Origin of the sequence: Streptomyces sp. NBC_01017, assembly GCF_045162795.1 — a bacterium.
Classification (GTDB): Bacteria; Actinomycetota; Actinomycetes; order Streptomycetales; family Streptomycetaceae; genus Streptomyces; species Streptomyces machairae.
The window spans coordinates 8,179,239-8,199,837 of record NZ_CP108683.1 but is presented as its reverse complement, the minus strand read 5'-3'; the positions used below and the strand labels follow the sequence as shown (position 1 = coordinate 8,199,837).

Genomic DNA, 20,599 nt, shown 5'->3' with positions numbered 1-20,599 from the left:
GCAAGGTGCCTACTTGCGCATGACCTCGGGCTCGTGGCGGCGCAGGAAGCGGGCCACGAAGATGCCGCAGATCACACCCAGGACGACCAGGGCGAGCATGTCCATGGTCCAGGCGCCGACCGTGTGCTCCCACAGGGGGTCGTTGCTGTCGCCCTTGGCGGGCGGGCTGATCTGGTTGAAGTCGAGCGTGGCACCCGCGGCGGCGACCGCCCAGCGCGACGGCATCAGGTACGAGAGCTCGTTGACACCGATGGAGTTGGCCAGAGGGAACAGGCAACCGGTGAAGACGACCTGGACGATCGCGAACATGACCAGCAGCGGCATGGTCTTCTCGGCGGTCTTCACCAGGGCCGAGATGATCAGGCCGAACATCATCGCGGTGAAGCCCAGTGCCATGATCGGAATGCACAGCTCCAGCAGAATCTGGCTGCCGAGGATCAGGCCCTTGTCCGGGATGGTACGGCTTGAGAAGCCGATGACACCGACCATCAAGCCCTGCAGCACCGTGATCAGGCCGAGCACGAACACCTTGGACATCAGGTACGCGGACCGGGACAGGCCGGTCGCGCGCTCCCGCTCGTAGATGACCCGTTCCTTGATCAGCTCACGGACGGAGTTGGCGGCGCCGGCGAAGCAGGCGCCCACCGCGAGGATCAGCAGGACGGTGAGGGCCGTGCCGTTGGCGACGGGCTTGCCGGTGTTCGGGTTGATCTCCGTGTTGACCAGGAGATCCTTGCCGGAGTCGATGAGCAGGCTCACCGAGCCGAGGACAAGCGGCAGGATCACCGTCAGGGCCAGGAAGCCCTTGTCGGAGGCGATCACCGCGACATAGCGGCGCACCAGGGTCAGGAACTGGGACAACCAGCCCTGCGGCTTCGGCGGCCTCATCGCCTGCATGGGGGGCATCTGTACGGACTGCGGAGCAATCGCGTCGATGTCCGCGGCGTACATCTGGTAGTGCTGCGAGCCCTTCCAGCGGCCCGCCCAGTCGTAGTCGCGGTAGTTCTCGAAGGCGGAGAAGACATCGGCCCAGGTGTCGTAGCCGAAGAAGTTCAGCGCCTCCTCCGGCGGACCGAAGTAGGCGACCGCACCGCCCGGCGCCATCACCAGGAGCTTGTCGCACAGTGCCAGCTCGGCCACCGAGTGCGTGACGACGAGCACCGTACGGCCGTCGTCGGCGAGGCCGCGCAGCAGCTGCATGACGTCGCGGTCCATGCCCGGGTCGAGGCCCGACGTGGGCTCGTCCAGGAAGATCAGCGACGGCTTGGTGAGCAGCTCCAGGGCCACCGAGACGCGCTTGCGTTGGCCGCCGGAGAGGGAGGTGACCTTCTTGTCGCGGTGAATGTCCAGCTTGAGCTCGCGCAGCACCTCGTCGATGCGGGCGTCGCGCTCCCGGCCCGTGGTGTCGGCGGGGAAGCGGAGCTTGGCCGCGTACTTGAGGGCCTTCTTGACGGTCAGCTCCTTGTGCAGGATGTCGTCCTGCGGGACCAGACCGATGCGCTGACGCAGCTCGGCGAACTGCTTGTAGAGGTTCCGGTTGTCGTAGAGGACGTCGCCCTGGTTGGCGGGCCGGTAGCCGGTGAGCGCCTTGAGCAGGGTCGACTTACCGGAGCCGGACGGGCCGATGACCGCGACGAGGGACTTCTCCGGGACGCCGAAGGAGACGTCCTTGAGGATCTGCTTGCCGCCGTCGACCGTGACGGTCAGGTGGCGGGCGGAGAAGGAGACCTCACCGGTGTCGACGAACTCCTCGAGGCGGTCGCCGACGATCCGGAACGTCGAGTGACCGACACCGACGATGTCCGCCGGGCCCAGCAGCTGCGAGCCGCCCTTGGCGATCGGCTGGCCGTTGACGTACGTGCCGTTGTGGGAGCCGAGGTCGCGGATCTCCATGCGGCCGTCGGGCGTCGAGTGGAACTCGGCGTGGTGCCGGGAGACCTGGAGGTCGGAGACGACCAGCTCGTTCTCCAGGGCACGGCCGATGCGCATGACGCGGCCGACGGAGAACTGATGGAACGTGGTGGGGCTGCGGTCGCCGTAGACCGGCGGCGCCCCCGCGCCACCACCGGGACCATGCTGCTGCGGGATATGGGCGGCGGCCTGCTGCGGCTGCTGCCAGCCGGCCTGCTGGGACCCCTGCTGCTGCGGGACCTGCTGCGGCGCCTGCTGCTGCGGGACCGGCTGGGCCCAGCCGGGGTTCGCGCCCTGCGCTGCGTACGGCTGCTGCTGTGGCTGAGCCTGCGGCGAGGCGACGGAGGCCGCGGTGCCGGAGAGGTTCAGGCATGGTCCGTCGGTTGCGTTGCCCAGGAACACGGCCGAGCCGGGGCCGATCTCCAGGTGATGGATCCGCTGGCCCTGCACGAACGTGCCGTTGGTGCTGCCGTGGTCCTCGATGACCCAACTGCGGCCGCTCCAGCTGATCGTGGCGTGCCGCCAGGACACTCTGGCGTCGTCGAGCACGATGTCACCCTGCGGATCACGTCCGAGGGTATAGGGCCTGGACGCATCGAGCGTCCAGGTCCTTCCATTCAATTCCAGTACGAGTTCCGGCACTCCAGCCCCACTGAGTAGTCCCCCGAGTTACCCCCAACACAGGGAGTCTAGGGATGTCGAACATCGTCGGGAACTATTTCAGGCTCCGCCCCCTGACCGAAAGTCGGGCCTAGTGAGGACCACGCCCCCGCGCTTCGAATGGTTCCGTTGACGGGGTTGAAATCAGTCCGGAGAGTGGTAATCCACGCGAGGGGGACATGCGCGGCGAACACCTCGCCGCACTGCGGATCGGGGGGTCTGCCATGAGCGCGTCCACGAACGTCGAGAGCGCGAGGCACGGCACACGGCTGCCGTGGGGAGACATCCTGTTGTCCGCGATCGCCTGCGTGAGCTGGGCATTGATCGGGATGGCGGGCACGGCGGCACTCGGACTGCATCTGCTGGAGGCCGACACCGCGGGCTCCCTGGGGCCCATGACCGCGGCGGTGGTGGCCCTTGGGGCGGGTGGTTCTGTCACCCCGTCCGGCGATGTGTCCGCTTTCGGGCTGACGGGCGCGGAGGCGTCGACCGCCATCGAGATCACGCCACTCGGGGTGAGCCTGGTCGGCGCGGTGCTGCTGTCGTGGTTCTTCCTGCGTTCCTTGCGCAGCGCGGGAGTTGTGATCGCACCGTCCGAACTCCTCGCGCGCGCGGGCACGGTGGTCGCGCTGTTCGTGGCGACGCTGGGCGGGCTGGCCTGGGCCGGGCACGATGTCATCACCATCGACGGGAGCTCACTGGGGCTCGACGACCTGCCCGGCGGGGGCGGGGGCGGCCTCGAGATTCCCGGAGTGGGGGACATCGGGGACATCGGCGGGCTGCTGCCCGACCAGATCGGTGACCTCATCGACGCGAAGGCGGCGGTCGGCTTCACGGTGGACACGGCGCCGACGCTGCTCGGTGGCATGGCCTGGTCCGCCGGCATCCTGCTGATCGCCCTGCTCGCCTCGCGCCGTACCCCGCTGCCGCGCGGCTGGGAGGCCGTGCACCGCGTCGTACGACCCGCCGTGTCCGCTCTCGTCACGGTGCTGCTGGTGGCGGTGGCGGCCGGGCTCGCGGCGGCGGCGTACGCGGCGATCGGCGACGACCACCCCAAGCGGATCGCGGGCGCGGCCCTGCTGGGCGCCCCGAACGGTGTGTGGCTCGGCATCCCGATCGGCCTGCTCGTGCCGTTCGACGGCCGGGCGACGGGGCCGCTGGTGGGCCTGCTCCCGGACCCCCTGGACGACCTTCTGAACAGCGGCGCCGACCAGTCCGTCACGCTGAGCAGGCTGGCGGAGCTGGACGGCCGGGTGTGGCTGCTGGGAGTCGCGGCGGCGGTGATGATGCTGCTCGCGGGCGTTTTGACGGCCGTGCGGACGCCGGTCGTGGCGGGCGCCCTGGAAAGTCCGGCTTCCGGGGACGTACGGGATCCGGGTGCCCTCCGCTTCGCCGGGCGGTGTGCGCTGCGGCTCGGTGTCGCCATGGCGTTGACGCTGCCGTTGCTCGCATGGCTGACGGAGCTGTCCGTGGACGCCTCGCTGTCGGTGCTGGGCTTCGATGCGTTCGGCGCCGGGGTGCGGTTGCAGGGGAACCTGGATGTGGCGCTGCTGCTGGGGGCGGCTTGGGGGGCGGGGGCGGGCGCCCTGGGGGCGCTCATGGCCCGGGCGACCGGGGCGGCGGGGCAGCGGGCGGCGCCGCTTGCTCGGGGGGCGGTGGTGGGTGCGGTGCCGGGCGGGACCGGCGCGGCGGCGCCGTGGAGTACGGCGAGCTCGGCGGCCGAGGGTGCCCGGGCTTCGTCGGACGCGAGCCCGTCCGGGCCCTACACCCCCGGCACGCCGTACCGGCCGCCCAACCCGGGGACGAACCCGTATCTGCGGGTGTCGGACCAGCTGCGCGAACCGGAGGACGCGCGGCCGCCGGGCGCGGCGCCGCCTTCCGGAGGCGCGCGGGCGGCCGGCGACGCGCCGGGGCGTGATGCGCGGTGGGGGCGCGGCGGCGTGCGGCGCCCTGGTGACCCGCCGGTCGGCGAACCGCCGACCGGTGAGCCGCCGACCGCCGGTGACGACGATGTGTACGGGGCGCCCACGGTCGTACGGCCGATCGCGCCGCCGCCGAGGTCGCCCCGGCCCCCGCGGCGGCGTGGAGACGGGTCGTCGTCCGGAGGGGCCGACGGCCCGCCCCCTCCGCCACCGCCGCCTCCTCCCCCGCCGCCGCCGCGGAAGCCGAAGGGACGCTCGTGAGCCGCGCGCCGGGGCATGTCTCGGGGTGATCCGAGAGAGCTCCGGGGCGGCTGCCGGTCGGTGACTGCGGGTCCGCTGTGGCCGGTCGCGCAGTTCCCCGCGCCCCTGGGGCGCGGCCCCACCCACAGGTGCCGCCGTTGTGATGCACAGCCGACGGCGCGTCCGTGGCCGTAACGTAAGGCTCGCGCCACCCGGTCGACACCCAGTGTTCCGTGTCCGCTAGACGGACCTCAGGGGCGGCAGGCACTGGGTGCCGGATACGGTGGAAGCACCATGAGCGCTTCGCAGACCTCTGACATCCCCACCCTTCTCGTCAAGATCTTCGGGAAGGACAGGCCGGGAATCACGGCCGGACTCTTCGACACGCTGGCCGCCTACTCCGTCGACGTGGTCGACATCGAGCAGGTCGTCACCCGTGGCCGGATCACGCTGTGCGCGCTCGTGACGCAGCCTCCGGCCGGCTTGGAGGGGGATCTGAGGGCGACCGTCCACAGCTGGGCCGATTCGATGAAGATGCAGGCGGAGATCATCTCCGGCCTGGGCGACAACCGGCCGCGTGGCCTCGGGCGCTCCCTGGTGACCGTGCTCGGGCACCCGCTGACCGCGGAGGCGGCGGCCTCGATCGCCTCCCGGATCACCAGGTCGGGCGGCAACATCGACCGTATCTTCCGGCTGGCCAAGTACCCCGTGACGGCGGTGGAGTTCGCGGTGTCCGGCGTGGAGACCGAGCCGCTGCGCACCGCCCTGGTGACCCACGCGGCGGCACTGGGTGTCGACATCGCGGTCGTCGCGGCGGGTCTGCACCGGCGTGCGCAGCGTCTGGTCGTCATGGATGTGGACTCGACCCTCATCCAGGACGAGGTGATCGAGCTCTTCGCGGCGCACGCCGGCTGCGAGGACAAGGTGGCCGAGGTGACGGCGGCCGCGATGCGCGGGGATCTGGACTTCGAGCAGTCGCTGCACGCGCGCGTGGCCCTGCTGAAGGGGCTGGATGCCTCGGTGGTGGAGAAGGTGCGCAGCGAGGTTCGGCTGACGCCGGGCGCGCGCACGCTGATCCGTACGCTGAAGCGGCTCGGCTACCAAGTGGGGGTCGTCTCGGGTGGGTTCACGCAGGTCACCGACGACTTGAAGGAACGGCTCGGGCTCGACTTCGCCCAGGCGAACACGCTGGAGATCGTCGACGGGCAGCTGACCGGCCGGGTCACCGGCGAGATCGTGGACCGGGCGGGCAAGGCGCGGCTGCTGCGCCGGTTCGCCGCCGAGGCCGGGGTGCCGCTGTCCCAGACGGTGGCGATCGGTGACGGTGCCAACGACCTGGACATGCTGAACGCGGCCGGCCTGGGCGTCGCCTTCAATGCCAAGCCGGTGGTGCGGGAGGCGGCGCACACCGCGGTGAACGTGCCGTTCCTGGACACGGTCCTGTATCTGCTGGGCGTCACCCGCGAAGAGGTCGAGGCCGCGGACATGCACGACGACGAGGTCTGACGACCGGCACCCCGCATCCGATGCCCTGGGTGCGCAGGGGCCCGGCACCGCGACGGTGCCGGGCCCCTGCGCGCGGGTCCGTCACTCGGAGGGTGCCCAGTAGTCGAGCAGCGTGGCCACGCCGGGCTCCAGCGTCTTCCAGCTGCCGCTGAAGGACAGGACGGCGAAGGCGGCGGTCGGGAAGCCGCGGCGGCTCATCCGGTCGCGCGGCTCGGTCTCGGCCGAACCGGAGAGGATCTCGGCGAGGCCCTGCACGCCCGGGTTGTGACCGATCAGCAGGACGTTCTGGGCGTCGTCGGGTGTTTCGTTGAGCACAGCAATCAGTTCGCCGGGCGAAGCCTCGTACACCCGCTCTTCGTAGACGGTTTTCGGCCGGTGCGGGAACTCATGGACGGCGAGCTTCCAGGTCTCCCGGGTCCGGGTCGCGGTGGAGCACAGGGCCAGGTCGAAGGGGATGTCGGTGTCGGCCAGCCTGCGGCCGGCCTCTGCCGCGTCCATTCGGCCCCGGTCGGCGAGCGGCCGCTCGTGGTCGTTCACCTGTGGCCAGTCGGCTTTCGCATGCCGGAAGAGGACAATCCTGCGGGATTCTGCGACGCTCATGAGATCCAGCTTCGCATGAAACAGGCCACGGGGCGCAGGGAGTTGACGGGCGGCTTCGGAGGTGCTCAGCGCGTGATCAACTGCGCTATGCGCTCGAAGAGCTGGGTGATCGCGGGCTCGGCGGTCGCGGCATGCGCGTCGGACGGGTCGAGTATCAGCATCAGCAGCGTGATGAAGGCGAGCGTCGGCAGGGCGAGGGCCCACCAGGGCAGCCGGATGTCGGCACGGCCCGTGGACACCGGGTGGGGCGCGGTGTGCGTGCGGGCCGACATGTCGCCTCCGTGAGTCTTCGAGTGGTCCGTGACCGGCTCTCGCGGTCACACTTCGAAGTTACGGACTCCGCGAGTCTCAACCCATCCGGTGATCCACCCAGTTGACCCTGACACTCACCCCCTAGGGGATGGGGGTGCTAGCCCCACCATCGACGGCCCGCTGTGCATCGAGGGACGTCTGTGACGGGGCGCGCGTCAGGGCGAGGCGATCGTCGCGACGACGGCGATGATCACGAAGATGGCGAAGAACGTGCCGAAGACGAGCAGCAGCTTCTTCTGGCCGTTGCGGGGGTTCGGGTCGAGCACTGGCATACGGCAAGTTTCGCACCCACGGGCCGCGGCGGGTGCGCCGGGGTGACCCTCAGCGGGCCGCCTCGTCCTCCACCGTGCGGTTGCGTCCCGCCAGGAGACCCACCGCCATCTGCGGGATCATCAGCCCGGCCATGAGTGCGATCGGGAGCCCCCAGCCGCCGCTGTGCTGGTAGAGCACGCCGACCAGGAGCGGGCCGGGGATCGAGATCAGATAGCCGGTGCTCTGCGCGAAGCCCGACAGCTGGGCCACTCCCGCACTGCTCCTGGCCCGCATGCCGACCATGGTGAGGGCCAGCGGGAACGAGCAGTTGGAGACGCCGAGCAGCAGCGCCCAGACCCAGGCGCCGGCGACCGGCGCGAGGTACAGGCCGGCGTACCCGACGAGGCCGCAGGCGCCCAGCGCGAGCACGATCGGCCCCTGATGGGGCAGCCTGGTGGCGAGGCGCGGGATGACGAAGGCGAGCGGCACGCCCATCACCATCGTGAGGGCGAGCAGCAGCCCCGCCGTGCCGGCGGGCACGCCGGCGTCCCGGAAGATCTGCGCCATCCAGCCCATCGTGATGTAGGCGCCGGTGGCCTGGAGCCCGAAGTAGACGGCGAGGGCCCAGGCGGTGCGGCTCCGGGTGATCCGCACCTGGGGTGCGGCCACGCGCGCGTGGTTCTCCGGCGCGGCGGACGCCGCCCCCCGGTCCCGTACGAAGGGAATCCACGGCAGTACGGCCACGGCCGGTAGCACGGCCCACACCGCGAGCCCGGTCTGCCAACTTCCGCCCAGCGCCTCGGTCATGGGCACCGTCACCGCCGCGGCGGACGCGGTGCCGAGGGCGAGCGCCATCGAGTACAGGCCGGTCATGGAGCCGACTCGGTCCGGGAACCAGCGCTTGACGATGACCGGCATCAGGACGTTGCTGACGGCGATGCCCATGAGGGCGAGGGCGCTGGCGGCCAGGAAGCCGCCCGTGCTGCCCACGTACGGGCGCAGGAGCAGTCCGGCGGTGATGGCGACCATGCCCGCGCACACCACCGCGCCAGGGCCGAAGCGGCGGGCGAGCCGGGGTGCCATGACGCCGAAGACGGCGAAGCAGAGCGGGGGCACGGAGGTGAGCAGTCCGGCCACGCTGCCGCTCATGCCGAGCCCGTCGCGGACCTCTTCGAGGAGGGCTCCGAGGCTGGTGATGGCGGGGCGCAGGTTCAGCGCGGTCAGCACGATGCCGAGCACGACCAGCCGCACCGTCCACGCGCGCGTGGCGGGCTCCGACGTGATGGGTGCCTGCGGGGTGCGTATTCGCGTGGACGTCGCCGTCCGGTTTTCCTCACGTGCCATGCGGCCCATCATAGAATCATGGGATGATTGGTTGTCCACCCCTGGGCCGCCCGGCCCCGGCCCTACCGTGCGAAGGTGTGCCATGCCCCTGAGCAACCCCCGTCGTTCGGCGCTGTCCGAGCAGGTCATCGCCGCGCTGCGGAACCAGATCACCTCGGGCGAATGGCCGGTCGGCACTCGCATCCCGACCGAGCCCGAGCTGGTCGAGCAGCTCGGCGTGGCCCGCAACACGGTCCGTGAAGCGGTCCGCGCGCTCGCACACAACGGCCTATTGGACATCCGCCAGGGCTCCGGCACCTACGTGGTGGCGACCAGCGAGCTGGCCGGCGTGATGCACCGCCGCTTCGCCGACGCCGACCCCCGGCACATCGCCGAGCTGCGCTCCACGCTGGAATCGGGCGCCGCGCAGCTGGCCGCCGAGCGGCGCACCGAGAAGGACCTCAAGCAGCTGGACGCGCTCCTGGTGCGGCGTGAGGAGGCCTGGGAGTCGGGCGACACGGAGGCGTTCGTGGCGGCCGACGCGACCTTCCACCTGGCCGTCGTCGCGGCCTCCCACAACGTCGCGATGATCGCGATGTACGCGGACCTGGGCGAGGTCCTGCGGGACTGGCTGCGCGACGACGTCGGCGCGGAGCTGACGCCGGAGTCGTACCTGGACCACGCGCGGCTGGTGGACGCCATCCGCGCGGGCGACGCGTCGGCGGCCGCGTCGGAGGCGGCGGGCTATCCGTTCCACTGCCGTCCGGGGCGCTTCAGCGCTCCTGCCGGTGGCTGACCCACGCCGAGCCGACCTCTTTCCAGCAGCGTCCGGTCAGCCGCACGGTCTGCGCGGGTTCGGCGTCCACCGGGGAGCCGTCGCTGTCGATGTCCCACCAGCGGGCGCACTCCACGTGCAGGCTCACGCGGTCGGTCTCCGGATAGGGGTTGTGGCAGTACGCGGTCACATGGGAGCCGGTGACGTTGATCCGGCACGCGGAGCCGAACGGCTCCCAGGGCTCCGCTTCCGCTTTCGCGGCGTGCACGCGTGCGTGCGCGTGGGCCATCGCCTCGTACGAAAGAGGCACTACGAGGGCGACGGCAACGGTCGTCGAGGCCAGGCGGCGGGACAAGCGCACAACGGGACCTCCTCGGCCGTACGGGGGAGGGGCTCGCGTGATGAACGCGTACTCCAGACTGCGCTGTCGCAGGCCTCCCGCGCCTCGCCGGATGAGCCGAACGGGTGACGCCCCGCTCCCCCGCGCGCGGCGGGAGAACGGGGCGTCGACGGCGTACGGGAGATCAGGCGCCGATGGCGTGCAGACCGCCGTCCACGTGGACGATCTCGCCGGTGGTCTTCGGGAACCAGTCGCTCAGCAGGGCGACGACGCCCTTGCCGGCCGGCTCCGGGTCCTCCAGCTTCCACTCCAGCGGAGAGCGGTTGTCCCAGACGGACGCCAGCTCGGCGAAGCCGGGGATGGACTTCGCGGCCATGGAACCGATCGGACCGGCCGAGATCAGGTTGCAGCGGATGTCGTGCTTGCCGAGGTCACGCGCCATGTAGCGGTTGGTGGCCTCCAGGGCGGCCTTGGCCGGGCCCATCCAGTCGTACTGCGGCCAGGCGAACTGCGCGTCGAAGGTGAGGCCGACGACGGATCCGCCCTCGGTCATCAGCGGCAGCAGCGCCATGGTCAGCGACTTCAGGGAGAAGGCGGAGACGTGCATGGCCGTGGCCACGGACTCGAACGGCGTGTTCAGGAAGTTGCCGCCGAGCGCGTCCTGGGGCGCGAAGCCGATGGAGTGCACGATGCCGTCGATCTTGTCGCCCAGGTGCTCACGCACCTGGCTCTCCAGGCGGGCGAGGTGCTCGTCGTTGGAGACGTCGAGCTCCAGGACCTTGACCTTCTCCGGCTGGGGGAGCTTCTTGGCGATGCGCTCGGTGAGCGTCGGACGCGGCCAGGCGGTGAGGATGATCTCCGCGCCCTGCTCCTGGGCCAGCTTCGCGGTGTGGAAGGCGATGGAGGACTCCATCAGCACACCGGTGATGAGGATCTTCTTGCCCTCAAGGATTCCAGCCATGGTGATCAGTGACCCATTCCCAGTCCGCCGTCAACGGGAATGACGGCTCCAGTGATGTACGAGGCGTCGTCCGACGCGAGGAACCGCACCGCGGCGGCGATCTCGTCCGGCTGCGCGTACCGGCCGAGCGGGACCTGCGTCACGATGTTCGCACGCTGCTCGTCGGTGAGGACCTTGGTCATGTCGGTGTCGACGAATCCGGGCGCGACGACGTTGAAGGTGATGTTGCGCGAGCCCAGCTCACGGGCGAGGGAGCGCGCGAAGCCGACCAGGCCGGCCTTGGAGGCGGCGTAGTTGGCCTGACCGGGACCGCCGTACAGCCCGACGACCGACGAGATGAGCACCACGCGGCCCTTCTTGGCGCGGAGCATGCCGCGGTTGGCGCGCTTGACCACGCGGAAGGTGCCGGTGAGGTTGGTGTCGACGACCGAGGTGAAGTCCTCCTCGGACATGCGCATCAGGAGCTGGTCCTTGGTGATGCCGGCGTTGGCGATCAGAACCTCGACCGGGCCGTGCTCGGCCTCGATCTCCTTGTAGGCCTGCTCCACCTGCTCGGTGTCGGTGATGTCGCACTTGACGGCCAGGAAGCCGGCCGGCGGCTCTCCCGAGCGGTACGTGATCGCGACCTTGTCGCCGGCGTCGGCGAAAGCGCGGGCGATGGCGAGGCCGATGCCCCGGTTTCCTCCGGTGACGAGAACCGAGCGGCTCAACGGATCACCCTTTCGATTGGGGTCTGAACACACCCGCCCGAACACTGGATGGCAGGCGGCTTCTCCGAAAACCTATCGGGCCGGTCGCGCCGGGCGACATTCGGGCACCGACAGTGGCTTACGGGTGTCACTGTCGGGTCCCTACAGAAACTTGCGCAGTCCAGCCGGAAACGTGTGGTCCGTGGCCCCGGCCGCGCGACATGATCGGTGCCGACAGGCCACGACAGCAGGGAGACCTCCGTGCCCCATACGATCGATGAAGCCTTCACGGCGCTTCCGCTACGCGCCCTTGCCGACGCCGCGCTGGCACGCGCGCGTGCGCTGGGTGCCGAGCACGCGGACTTCCGGTTCGAGCGGGTGCGCAGCGCGTCCTGGCGGCTGCGGGACGCCAGGCTGGCCGGGTCGTCGGACACCACCGACCTCGGGTACGCGGTGCGGGTCGTGCACGGCGGCACCTGGGGGTTCGCGTCCGGGGTGGATCTGTCGCTGGACGCCGCGGCCAAGGTCACCTCGCAGGCGGTGGCGATGGCGAAGCTGTCCGCCCAGGTGATCAAGGCCGCCGGGTCGGACGAGCGGGTGGAGCTCGCCGACGAGCCCGTGCACACCGACCGGACGTGGATCTCGTCGTACGAGATCGATCCGTTCACGGTGCCCGACGAGGAGAAGTCGGGGCTGCTCGCGGACTGGAGCGCGCGGCTGCTGGCGGCTGACGGGGTCAATCACGTCGACGCCTCGCTGCTCACCGTCCATGAGAACAAGTTCTATGCGGACACCGCCGGGACCGTGACCACCCAGCAGCGAGTCCGGCTGCACCCGCAGCTGACGGCCTTGTCGGTGGACGAGTCGACCGGCGAGTTCGACTCCATGCGCACCATCGCGCCACCCGTGGGACGCGGCTGGGAGTACCTGACGGGCACCGGCTGGGACTGGGGCGACGAGCTCGCGCGCATCCCCGAGCTGCTCGCCGAGAAGATGCGGGCGCCGAGTGTCGAGCCGGGGCCGTACGACCTCGTCGTCGACCCCTCCAACCTGTGGCTGACCATCCACGAGTCCATCGGCCACGCCACCGAACTGGACCGCGCCCTCGGCTACGAGGCCGCCTACGCCGGCACCTCCTTCGCCACCTTCGACCAGCTCGGCAAGCTCCGGTACGGCTCCGACCTGATGAACGTCACCGGTGACCGCACCGCCGAGCACGGCCTCGCGACCATCGGATACGACGACGAGGGCGTCGAGGGCCAGTCCTGGGAGCTGGTGAGGAACGGCACGCTCGTCGGCTACCAGCTGGACCGGCGGATCGCGAAGCTGACCGGGTTCGAGCGGTCCAACGGGTGCGCGTTCGCCGACTCCCCCGGCCATGTGCCGGTGCAGCGCATGGCCAATGTGTCGCTGCAACCGGATCCGGCCGGGATGTCGACGGAGGATCTGATCGGCGGCGTCGACCGGGGCATCTACGTGGTCGGCGACCGGTCCTGGTCGATCGACATGCAGCGCTACAACTTCCAGTTCACCGGGCAGCGGTTCTTCAGGATCGAGAACGGGCGGATCACCGGCCAGCTGCGGGACGTCGCCTACCAGGCGACGACCACGGACTTCTGGGGCTCGATGGCCGCGGTGGGCGGCCCGCAGACGTATGTCCTGGGCGGCGCCTTCAATTGCGGCAAGGCGCAGCCGGGGCAGGTCGCGGCGGTCTCGCACGGCTGCCCGTCGGCCCTCTTCAAGGGAGTCAACATTCTCAACACGACGCAGGAGGCCGGTCGATGAGCGCCCGTACCAACAAGCCGCACGAGATCGTCGAGCAGGCCCTGGAGCTGTCCCGGGCCGACGGGTGCGTCGTCATCGCCGACGAGCAGTCGACCGCCAATCTCCGCTGGGCCGGCAATGCGCTGACCACGAACGGCGTCACGCGCGGGCGGACGCTCACCGTCGTCGCGACCGTGGACGGCAAGGAGGGCACGGCCTCGGGTGTCGTGTCCCGGTCGGCCGTGACCGTGGACGAGCTGGAGCCGCTGGTGCGGGCCGCCGAGGCCGCCGCGCGCGGGGCCGGACCCGCCGAGGACGCGCAGCCGCTGGTGAGCGACGTACCGGCGGCGCCGGACTTCACGGACGCTCCGGCCGAGACGTCGTCCACGGTGTTCGCCGACTTCGCCCCGGCGCTCGGTGAGGCGTTCGCACGCGCGCGTGTGGGCGGCCGGGAGCTGTACGGCTTCGCCAACCACGAGCTGGTGTCGACGTACGTGGGCACCTCCACCGGGCTGCGGCTGCGGCACGACCAGCCCAACGGCACGCTGGAGGTGAACGCCAAGTCCCCGGACCGTACCCGCTCGGCGTGGGCGGGGCGCTCCACCCGGGACTTCAAGGACGTGGACCCCATCGCACTGGACGCCGAGCTGGCCGTACGCCTCGGCTGGGCCGAGCGGCGCCTGGAGCTGCCGGCGGGCCGGTACGAGACGCTGCTGCCGCCGACCGCCGTGGCCGACCTGCTGATCTACCAGATGTGGTCGGCTTCGGGGCGGGACGCGGTCGAGGGCCGGACGGTGTTCTCCAAGCCCGGCGGCAAGACACGTGTCGGTGAGCAGCTGAGCGAGCTGCCGCTGACGCTGCGCAGCGACCCGAACGAGCCGGGCCTGGAGTCCGCGCCCTTCCTGATCGCGCACTCCTCCGGGGGCGACCAGTCGGTCTTCGACAACGGGCTGCCGCTCGCCGCCACCGAGTGGATGAGCGAGGGCAGGCTGAAGCACCTCACCACCAGCCGGCACAGCGCGGGGCTGACCGGTCTGCCGGTGGCGCCGGGCATCGAGAACCTGATCCTGGACGGCGGCGAGGACCGCTCGCTGGAGGAGATGGTCGCGAACACCGAGCGCGGGCTGCTGCTGACCTGCCTCTGGTACATCCGCGAGGTCGACCCGGCGACGCTGCTGCTCACCGGCCTGACCCGGGACGGGGTGTACCTCGTCGAGAACGGTGAGGTGACCGGCGAGGTGAACAACTTCCGGTTCAACGAGTCCCCGGTGGGTCTGCTGGGGCGGGCGACGGAGGCGGGGCGTACGGAGAAGACCCTGCCCCGGGAGTGGAGTGACTGGTTCACCAGGGCGGCGATGCCGGCGCTGCGCGTCCCCGATTTCAACATGAGCTCTGTCAGTCAGGGCGTATAACCTCGTAGTCGGCTGTCACCCGACTGCCCGAGATCATCGAGGAGACACGAGAACCGTGACGGACATCGTCGACGAGCTGAAGTGGCGTGGCGTGATCGCCCTGTCCACTGACGAGGACGCATTGCGCAAGGCGCTCGCGGACGGTCCCGTCACGTTCTATTGCGGTTTCGACCCGACCGCGGCCAGCCTGCACGTCGGCCACCTGGTCCAGGTGCTCACCATGCGCCGCCTCCAGCAGGCGGGCCTGCGCCCGCTGGCGCTGGTCGGCGGCGCCACGGGCCAGATCGGCGACCCGCGCCCGACGGCCGAGCGCACGCTGAACGACCCGGAGACGGTCGCGAACTGGGTGAACCGCCTGCGCGGCCAGATCGAGCCGTTCCTGTCCTTCGAGGGCGACAACGCCGCGGTGATGGTCAACAACCTGGACTGGACGGCCGGGCTGTCCGCCATCGAGTTCCTGCGGGACATCGGCAAGCACTTCCGCGTCAACAAGATGCTGACCAAGGACTCGGTGGCCCGTCGGCTGCAGTCCGAGGAGGGCATCAGCTACACCGAGTTCAGTTACCAGCTGCTCCAGGGCATGGACTTCCTGGAGCTGTACCGGCGGCACGGCTGCACGCTCCAGCAGGGCGGCAGCGACCAGTGGGGCAACCTCACGGCCGGCATGGACCTGATCCACAGGCTGGAGCCGCACGCGAACGTGCACGCTCTGGCGACGCCGCTGATGACCAAGGCGGACGGCACCAAGTTCGGCAAGACCGAGGGCGGCGCCATCTGGCTCGACCCGGAGATGACGACGCCGTACGCGTTCTACCAGTTCTGGCTGAACGCGGACGACCGGGACATCTCCACCTACATGCGCATCCTGTCCTTCAAGTCCCGTGCGGAGCTGGAGGAGCTGGAGAAGCAGACCGAGGAGCGTCCGCAGGCCCGTGCCGCGCAGCGTGCGCTGGCCGAGGAGCTGACGACGCTGGTGCACGGCGCCGACCAGACGGCCGCCGTGATCGCCGCGTCCAAGGCCCTCTTCGGCCAGGGTGAGCTGGCGGAGCTGGACGACCGGACGCTGGCCGCGGCCCTCTCCGAGGTGCCGCACATCCAGGTCGAGCAGCTCGGCCCGGTCGTCGACCTCTTCGCCGAGGTCGGCCTGGTGGCCAGCAAGTCCGCCGCGCGGCGCACCGTGAAGGAGGGCGGGGCCTACGTGAACAACGTCAAGGTCGCCGGCGAGGACGCGGTGCCCGCGAAGGAGGACCTGCTGCACGGGCGGTGGCTGGTGCTGCGGCGCGGGAAGAAGAACCTGGCGGCGGTCGAGGTCACCGGGGTCTGAGCGGACGTACCCATGGCGATGGGGCGGCCTCCTGGATGGGAGGCCGCCCCATCGCCGTGATCATGCCCGCATCGCCGTCATCACGCTCGGTTTTGCTGCTTCCGCTTGCCCAGCGTCGCCATGTACATCATGTCGCCCAGGTACACGATGATCACCGCGGCGACGATCTGGAAGATGTGCCGGCTCCAGTCGATCCCGCTGGTCGACTCGACACCGAACCCGCGGGCTACGGCATTGCCCACGATGGCGCCGAGGATGCCGAAGATGGTGGTCAGCCAGAGCGGGCTGTGCTGCTTGCCCGGGATCAGCAGCTTCGCGATCAGACCCAGCACGAATCCCACGATGATCGCCCACAACCAGCCCATGGCTGCCTCCTCGTACGGCTCGGGGTGAGCAGTACGCCCAGTTTTGGTCCGGCCCTGGTACGCCGCATGCCGGGTACCGCCGTACGCGTTACGGCTGGCGGCGTTCCTCCAGGTGGCAGGTGCCCCGGTCTCGTAGGCGGCGGAGGCGAGGCGTAACGTGGGAGGTGTCCCGGCCCGGGTCCCCGACCGGGGGCGGACGGGTACGGGCATGGGGAGAGTCCGATACGGGCGGATGGTGGAATGTGATGCGGAAGCTGCACGCGAGCGGCCACACCGAGGTGTTCCGGATCACCGGGGCCCGGGCGGGTCTCCATGACGATGTGCGCGCCCGGCAGCGCCGGTACATCATCTCGATGTCGGTCCGCACGGTGTCGGTCATCCTCGCGGCCTCACTGTGGAACGTCGAACGGCACGTCGCGATCGTGGCGTTGGTGCTCGGGGCGGTTCTGCCGTACATCGCGGTGGTGATCGCCAACGCGGGGCGGGAGAATGCGCCAGGTCTGCCGTCCACGTTCGTGACCGCGCCGATGCGGCCGATGATCACGCCGCCGCGGACGAATGACGGTTCCGCGGAATCGGTCCCGGAAGATGTGGTGGGCGACTCCGCGCCGGGCGCACAGAGCAGACCGCGCGACGGGGCGTGATCCCGCGGACCCCTTCCCTCCGGAAGCCCACTCCAAGCCAAGCTCAAGAAAAGCTCAGATCAATAGTGTTGTTCCGGTGCCGGGCGACGGGCTACCCGTGACATACTTCGTAGGCGCTCCGCATCCCCCGTCGGAGCGACAGACCGACGCCGGGCAGCTCCCCCCGTGGCTGCTCGGCGTCGCCTTTTGTGCGCGAATCTGTGGGACGAATCTGTGAGTGACGAGACGCCGATCTGCTCCGCCAAGGGGTGCCGTGCCGACGCCGTGTGGGTGCTGGCGTGGAACAACCCGAAGATCCACACGCCGGAGCGGCGCAAGACGTGGCTCGCCTGTGAGGAGCACCGCGAGCATCTGTCGCAGTTCCTCGGGGTGCGGGGGTTCTTGAAGGACGTGGTCCTGCTTGCGGAGTGGGAAGAGGTTCCTTCAGCCACCGATGGCTGACATCGGACGGTCCGGCTGCACGAACGACGGGTCGTCCAGGCCCGCTCCTGCCTTCTTGCCCCACATCGCCAGCCGCCAGATGCGCGCTATCTCCTCATCGGGGGCGTCGGAGCGCAGCGCTGCTCGCAGGTCCGTCTCCTCCGTGGCGAACAGGCAGGTGCGGACCTGACCGTCGGCCGTCAGGCGGGTGCGGTCGCAGGCCGAGCAGAACGGGCGGGTGACGGAGGCGATGACGCCCACCACATGCGGGCCGCCGTCGACGAGCCAGCGCTCCGCAGGCGCCGAGCCGCGCTTCGCCTCGCCCTCGGCGGTCAGCTCGAAGCGGGTGCGCAGGGATGCCAGGATGTCCCCGGCGGTGATCATGCCGTCGCGCTTCCAGCCGTGCTGGGCGTCCAGGGGCATCTGCTCGATGAAGCGCAGTTCGTAGTCGTGCTCCACGGCCCAGGCCAGCAGGTCGGGGGCCTCATCGCCGTTCAGGCCCGGCATCAGCACCGAGTTGACCTTGACCGGGGTCAGGTCCGCCTCGCGGGCGGCGTACAGGCCCTCGATGACGTCCTTGTGGCGGTCGCGGCGGGTCAGGGTCTTGAAGACGTCCGGGCGGAGGGTGTCCAGGGAGACGTTGACCCGGTCCAGGCCTGCGGTCTTCAGGGCGGCCGCGGTGCGCTTGAGGCCGATGCCGTTGGTGGTCAGCGACATCTGGGGGCGGGGCTCCAGGGCCGCGACGCGCTCGACTATGCCGACCAGTCCGGGGCGCAGCAGGGGCTCGCCGCCGGTGAAGCGGACTTCCTCGATGCCGAGGGAGGTGACGGCGATGTCGATCAGGCGGACGATCTCGTCGTCCGTGAGCAGGTCGGGCTTGGCCAGCCACTGCAGGCCTTCCTCGGGCATGCAGTAGGTGCACCGCAGGTTGCAGCGGTCCGTCAGCGAAACCCTCAGGTCGGTGGCCACTCGGCCATAGGTGTCGATGAGCACGTGGGCCCCCTCCCTCGTCACGACCAGTTTCAACTTCCTTCACCTGCGAGCCTACGTGACCGCACTGACAGCGACACCGGCCCGATCCCACGACGTACGACGCGGTCGCGTCGTAGAGATCTACGACGCGACCGCTCGGAAGGCGCTCTCAGAGGCCTTGCTAGTGGGCGCCGGTGCCGGTCAGGGACCGGACCTCCAGCTCCGCGTACTTGCCGGCGTCGGGCTCCTCCTTCGACAGGACCGTGCCGAGCCAGCCCATGAGGAAGCCGAACGGGATGGAGATGATGCCCGGGTTCTTCAGCGGGAACCAGGCGAAGTCGACGTCCGGGAACATCGCCTTCGGGTCGCCGGAGACGACCGGCGAGAACAGCACCAGGCCGACGGCGACGATCAGACCGCCGTAGATCGACCACAGCGCGCCCTGGGTGGTGAACTTCTTCCAGAACAGGCTGTAGAGGATCGTCGGCAGGTTGGCGGAGGCCGCGACCGCGAAGGCCAGGGCGACCAGGCCGGCGACGTTGAGATCGCGGGCGAGGGCGCCGAGGAGGATGGAGACGGCGCCGATGCCGATGGTCGCGAGGCGGGCCGCCCGGACCTCTTCCTTCTCGGTGGCCTGGCCCCTCCTGATGACGTTCGCGTAGATGTCGTGGGCGAACGACGAGGACGAGGCCAGCGTCAGGCCGGCGACGACCGCGAGGATGGTCGCGAAGGCCACCGCCGAGATGGTGGCGAGCAGGATCGCGCCCCACGCCGAGTCCACGCCGCCCAGATGCAGGGCGAGCAGCGGTGCCGCCGTGTTCCCGGACGGGTTGGACGCGATGATCTCTTCCTGGGAGATCAGCGCCGCGGCGCCGAAGCCGAGGGCGATGGTCATCAGGTAGAAGCCGCCGATGATGCCGATGGCCCAGTTCACGGACTTACGGGCGGCCTTGGCGTTGGGCACCGTGTAGAAGCGGATCAGGATGTGCGGCAGACCGGCGGTGCCGAGGACCAGGGCGATGCCGAGGGAGATGAAGTCCAGCTTCGAGGTGCCGGTGGCGCCGTACTGCAGGCCGGGCTCCAGGAAGGCGGCGCCCTTGCCGCTGTTCTCCGCGGCCTTGCCGAGCAGGTCGGAAATGTTGAAGTTGAACTTCAGCAGCACCAGGAACGTAATGAGGATCGTGCCGCCGATGAGCAGCACGGCCTTGACCATCTGGACCCAGGTGGTGCCCTTCATGCCGCCGATGGAGACGTACACGATCATCAGGACGCCGACGAGGCCGACGATGAGGATCTTGCCCGCGTCGGAGGTGATGCCGAGCAGCAGCGAGACCAGGACACCGGCGCCCGCCATCTGGGCCAGGAGGTAGAAGATCGACACGACGATCGTGGAGGTGCCGGCCGCCGTGCGCACCGGGCGCTGGCGCATGCGGTACGCGAGGACGTCACCCATCGTGTAGCGGCCGGAGTTCCTGAGCGGCTCGGCGACCAGGAGCAGGGCGACCAGCCAGGCGACCAGGAAGCCGATGGAGTACAGGAAGCCGTCGTAGCCGAAGAGGGCGATGGCGCCGGCGATGCCGAGGAAGGACGCGGCGGACATGTAGTCGCCGGAGACGGCGAGGCCGTTCTGGAAGGCGCTGAACGACCGTCCGCCGGCGTAGAAGTCGGCGGCATCCTTGGTCTGCCGGCCCGCCCAGACGGTGATGAACAGGGTTGCAACCACGAAGCAGGCGAAGAGGGTGATGATCAGCGGCCGGTGCTCGCTGGCCTCGTTCGCGGCAAGGGTCATCGCGGGGCTCATGCGCCGCCCTCCATACGGGTCTTGATGGCCTCGGCCTTGGGGTCGAGCTTGGCGCCGGCGTGGCGCGAGTACCACCAGGCAATGAGGAACGTGGTCACGAACTGGGCGATACCGAAGACGAACGCGACATTGATGTTGCCGAACAGCTTGGTGCCCATGAAGTCGCCCGCGTAGTTGGAGAGCAGGACGTACAGCAGGTACCAGGCGATGAAGGCGACGGTCAGCGGAAAGGCGAAGGAGCGGTAGGAGCGGCGCAGTTCAACGAACTCCGCGCTCTCGTGCACCTCGACGAACTCCTCGGTGGAAGGGAGTTTGTGTTGCTCTTTCGAGGGGGGCGGTGCGTCGGTGGCCACGGAGTCTCCTCGCGTTGCGGGCGCTGTTGCGACGGTGGACGGGGACGGTTCGG

Annotated in this window: 20 protein-coding genes; 8 read left to right on the top strand and 12 right to left on the bottom strand. The window is 70.0% G+C overall.

Annotated features, from left to right (window positions below):
- Positions 1-9: 9 nt before the first annotated feature.
- Positions 10-2,553: an FHA domain-containing protein gene (locus OG331_RS37655; protein WP_406204985.1), complete on the bottom strand. Its 2,544-nt coding sequence runs from the start codon at positions 2,551-2,553 to the stop codon at positions 10-12.
- Between the two features lie 242 nt (positions 2,554-2,795).
- Here OG331_RS37655 and OG331_RS37650 point away from each other — a divergent pair, with 242 nt between their 5' ends.
- Both OG331_RS37650 and serB read left to right on the top strand, forming a co-directional pair.
- Positions 2,796-4,754 carry a streptophobe family protein gene (locus OG331_RS37650; RefSeq protein ID WP_406204983.1) on the top strand — a complete coding sequence of 653 codons (1,959 nt, stop codon included), beginning with the start codon at positions 2,796-2,798 and terminating at the stop codon, positions 4,752-4,754.
- Between the two features lie 273 nt (positions 4,755-5,027).
- Positions 5,028-6,239: a phosphoserine phosphatase SerB gene (gene serB, locus OG331_RS37645; protein ID WP_406204980.1), complete on the top strand. Its 1,212-nt coding sequence runs from the start codon at positions 5,028-5,030 to the stop codon at positions 6,237-6,239.
- A gap of 81 nt (positions 6,240-6,320) precedes the next feature.
- Here the strand turns inward: serB and OG331_RS37640 are convergent, their stop codons facing one another.
- The 4 genes from OG331_RS37640 to OG331_RS37625 form a co-directional block, all read right to left on the bottom strand.
- Entirely contained in the window at positions 6,321-6,839 is a 519-nt protein-coding gene (locus OG331_RS37640; RefSeq protein WP_406204978.1) for a SixA phosphatase family protein, read from the bottom strand.
- 65 nt (positions 6,840-6,904) lie between these two features.
- Positions 6,905-7,111: a hypothetical protein gene (locus OG331_RS37635; RefSeq protein ID WP_406204975.1), complete on the bottom strand. Its 207-nt coding sequence runs from the start codon at positions 7,109-7,111 to the stop codon at positions 6,905-6,907.
- Between the two features lie 195 nt (positions 7,112-7,306).
- On the bottom strand, positions 7,307-7,423 hold the full coding sequence (locus tag OG331_RS37630) for an SGM_5486 family transporter-associated protein (RefSeq protein ID WP_363051485.1): 117 nt from the start codon (positions 7,421-7,423) through the stop codon (positions 7,307-7,309).
- Positions 7,424-7,472: 49 nt separating this feature from the next.
- On the bottom strand, positions 7,473-8,759 hold the full coding sequence (locus tag OG331_RS37625; protein ID WP_406204973.1) for a CynX/NimT family MFS transporter: 1,287 nt from the start codon (positions 8,757-8,759) through the stop codon (positions 7,473-7,475).
- A 70-nt stretch (positions 8,760-8,829) separates the two neighbouring features.
- Here OG331_RS37625 and OG331_RS37620 point away from each other — a divergent pair, with 70 nt between their 5' ends.
- The gene (locus OG331_RS37620; protein WP_406204970.1) at positions 8,830-9,522 is read left to right on the top strand and encodes a FadR/GntR family transcriptional regulator; all 693 of its coding nucleotides are present in this window, start codon (positions 8,830-8,832) and stop codon (positions 9,520-9,522) included.
- Here the strand turns inward: OG331_RS37620 and OG331_RS37615 are convergent.
- From OG331_RS37615 to fabG, 3 genes are all read right to left on the bottom strand, one after another.
- Entirely contained in the window at positions 9,500-9,862 is a 363-nt protein-coding gene (locus OG331_RS37615) for a hypothetical protein (protein ID WP_406204967.1), read from the bottom strand. The genes OG331_RS37620 and OG331_RS37615 overlap by 23 nt on opposite strands.
- 163 nt (positions 9,863-10,025) lie before the next feature.
- The gene (gene fabI / locus OG331_RS37610) at positions 10,026-10,802 is read right to left on the bottom strand and encodes an enoyl-ACP reductase FabI (RefSeq protein ID WP_406204964.1); all 777 of its coding nucleotides are present in this window, start codon (positions 10,800-10,802) and stop codon (positions 10,026-10,028) included.
- A 5-nt stretch (positions 10,803-10,807) separates the two neighbouring features.
- Positions 10,808-11,512: a 3-oxoacyl-[acyl-carrier-protein] reductase gene (gene fabG / locus OG331_RS37605; RefSeq protein WP_328428666.1), complete on the bottom strand. Its 705-nt coding sequence runs from the start codon at positions 11,510-11,512 to the stop codon at positions 10,808-10,810.
- Positions 11,513-11,752: 240 nt separating this feature from the next.
- On the opposite strand from fabG, the gene OG331_RS37600 reads away from it, so the two are divergent.
- The 3 genes from OG331_RS37600 to tyrS are packed head-to-tail and all read left to right on the top strand — an operon-like array spanning position 11,753 to position 15,991.
- On the top strand, positions 11,753-13,276 hold the full coding sequence (locus OG331_RS37600) for a TldD/PmbA family protein (protein WP_406204961.1): 1,524 nt from the start codon (positions 11,753-11,755) through the stop codon (positions 13,274-13,276).
- On the top strand, positions 13,273-14,667 hold the full coding sequence (locus tag OG331_RS37595; RefSeq protein ID WP_406204959.1) for a metallopeptidase TldD-related protein: 1,395 nt from the start codon (positions 13,273-13,275) through the stop codon (positions 14,665-14,667). The genes OG331_RS37600 and OG331_RS37595 overlap by 4 nt, the downstream gene beginning before the upstream one ends.
- Positions 14,668-14,722: 55 nt before the next feature.
- Complete coding sequence (gene tyrS / locus OG331_RS37590; protein ID WP_406204956.1) at positions 14,723-15,991, top strand: tyrosine--tRNA ligase; 1,269 nt, start codon at positions 14,723-14,725, stop codon at positions 15,989-15,991.
- Positions 15,992-16,071: 80 nt separating this feature from the next.
- On the opposite strand, the gene OG331_RS37585 is transcribed toward tyrS, so the two are convergent.
- Positions 16,072-16,356 carry a GlsB/YeaQ/YmgE family stress response membrane protein gene (locus OG331_RS37585; protein WP_406210549.1) on the bottom strand — a complete coding sequence of 95 codons (285 nt, stop codon included), beginning with the start codon at positions 16,354-16,356 and terminating at the stop codon, positions 16,072-16,074.
- 245 nt (positions 16,357-16,601) lie between these two features.
- On the opposite strand from OG331_RS37585, the gene OG331_RS37580 reads away from it, so the two are divergent.
- Both OG331_RS37580 and OG331_RS37575 read left to right on the top strand, forming a co-directional pair.
- Positions 16,602-17,000 (top strand): DUF3099 domain-containing protein, encoded by a 399-nt coding sequence (locus tag OG331_RS37580; RefSeq protein WP_406204953.1) that lies wholly within the window; start codon positions 16,602-16,604, stop codon positions 16,998-17,000.
- Between the two features lie 213 nt (positions 17,001-17,213).
- A complete protein-coding gene (locus OG331_RS37575; RefSeq protein WP_328428660.1) occupies positions 17,214-17,441 on the top strand; it encodes a hypothetical protein in 228 nt (75 codons plus the stop codon).
- On the opposite strand, the gene moaA is transcribed toward OG331_RS37575, so the two are convergent.
- The 3 genes from moaA to OG331_RS37560 form a co-directional block, all read right to left on the bottom strand.
- Positions 17,424-18,413 (bottom strand): GTP 3',8-cyclase MoaA, encoded by a 990-nt coding sequence (moaA, locus tag OG331_RS37570; RefSeq protein WP_406210546.1) that lies wholly within the window; start codon positions 18,411-18,413, stop codon positions 17,424-17,426. The genes OG331_RS37575 and moaA overlap by 18 nt on opposite strands.
- A 160-nt stretch (positions 18,414-18,573) precedes the next feature.
- Entirely contained in the window at positions 18,574-20,193 is a 1,620-nt protein-coding gene (locus OG331_RS37565) for a cation acetate symporter (RefSeq protein ID WP_406204950.1), read from the bottom strand.
- Entirely contained in the window at positions 20,190-20,546 is a 357-nt protein-coding gene (locus OG331_RS37560) for a DUF485 domain-containing protein (RefSeq protein ID WP_328882545.1), read from the bottom strand. The genes OG331_RS37565 and OG331_RS37560 overlap by 4 nt, the downstream gene beginning before the upstream one ends.
- Positions 20,547-20,599: the final 53 nt, after the last annotated feature.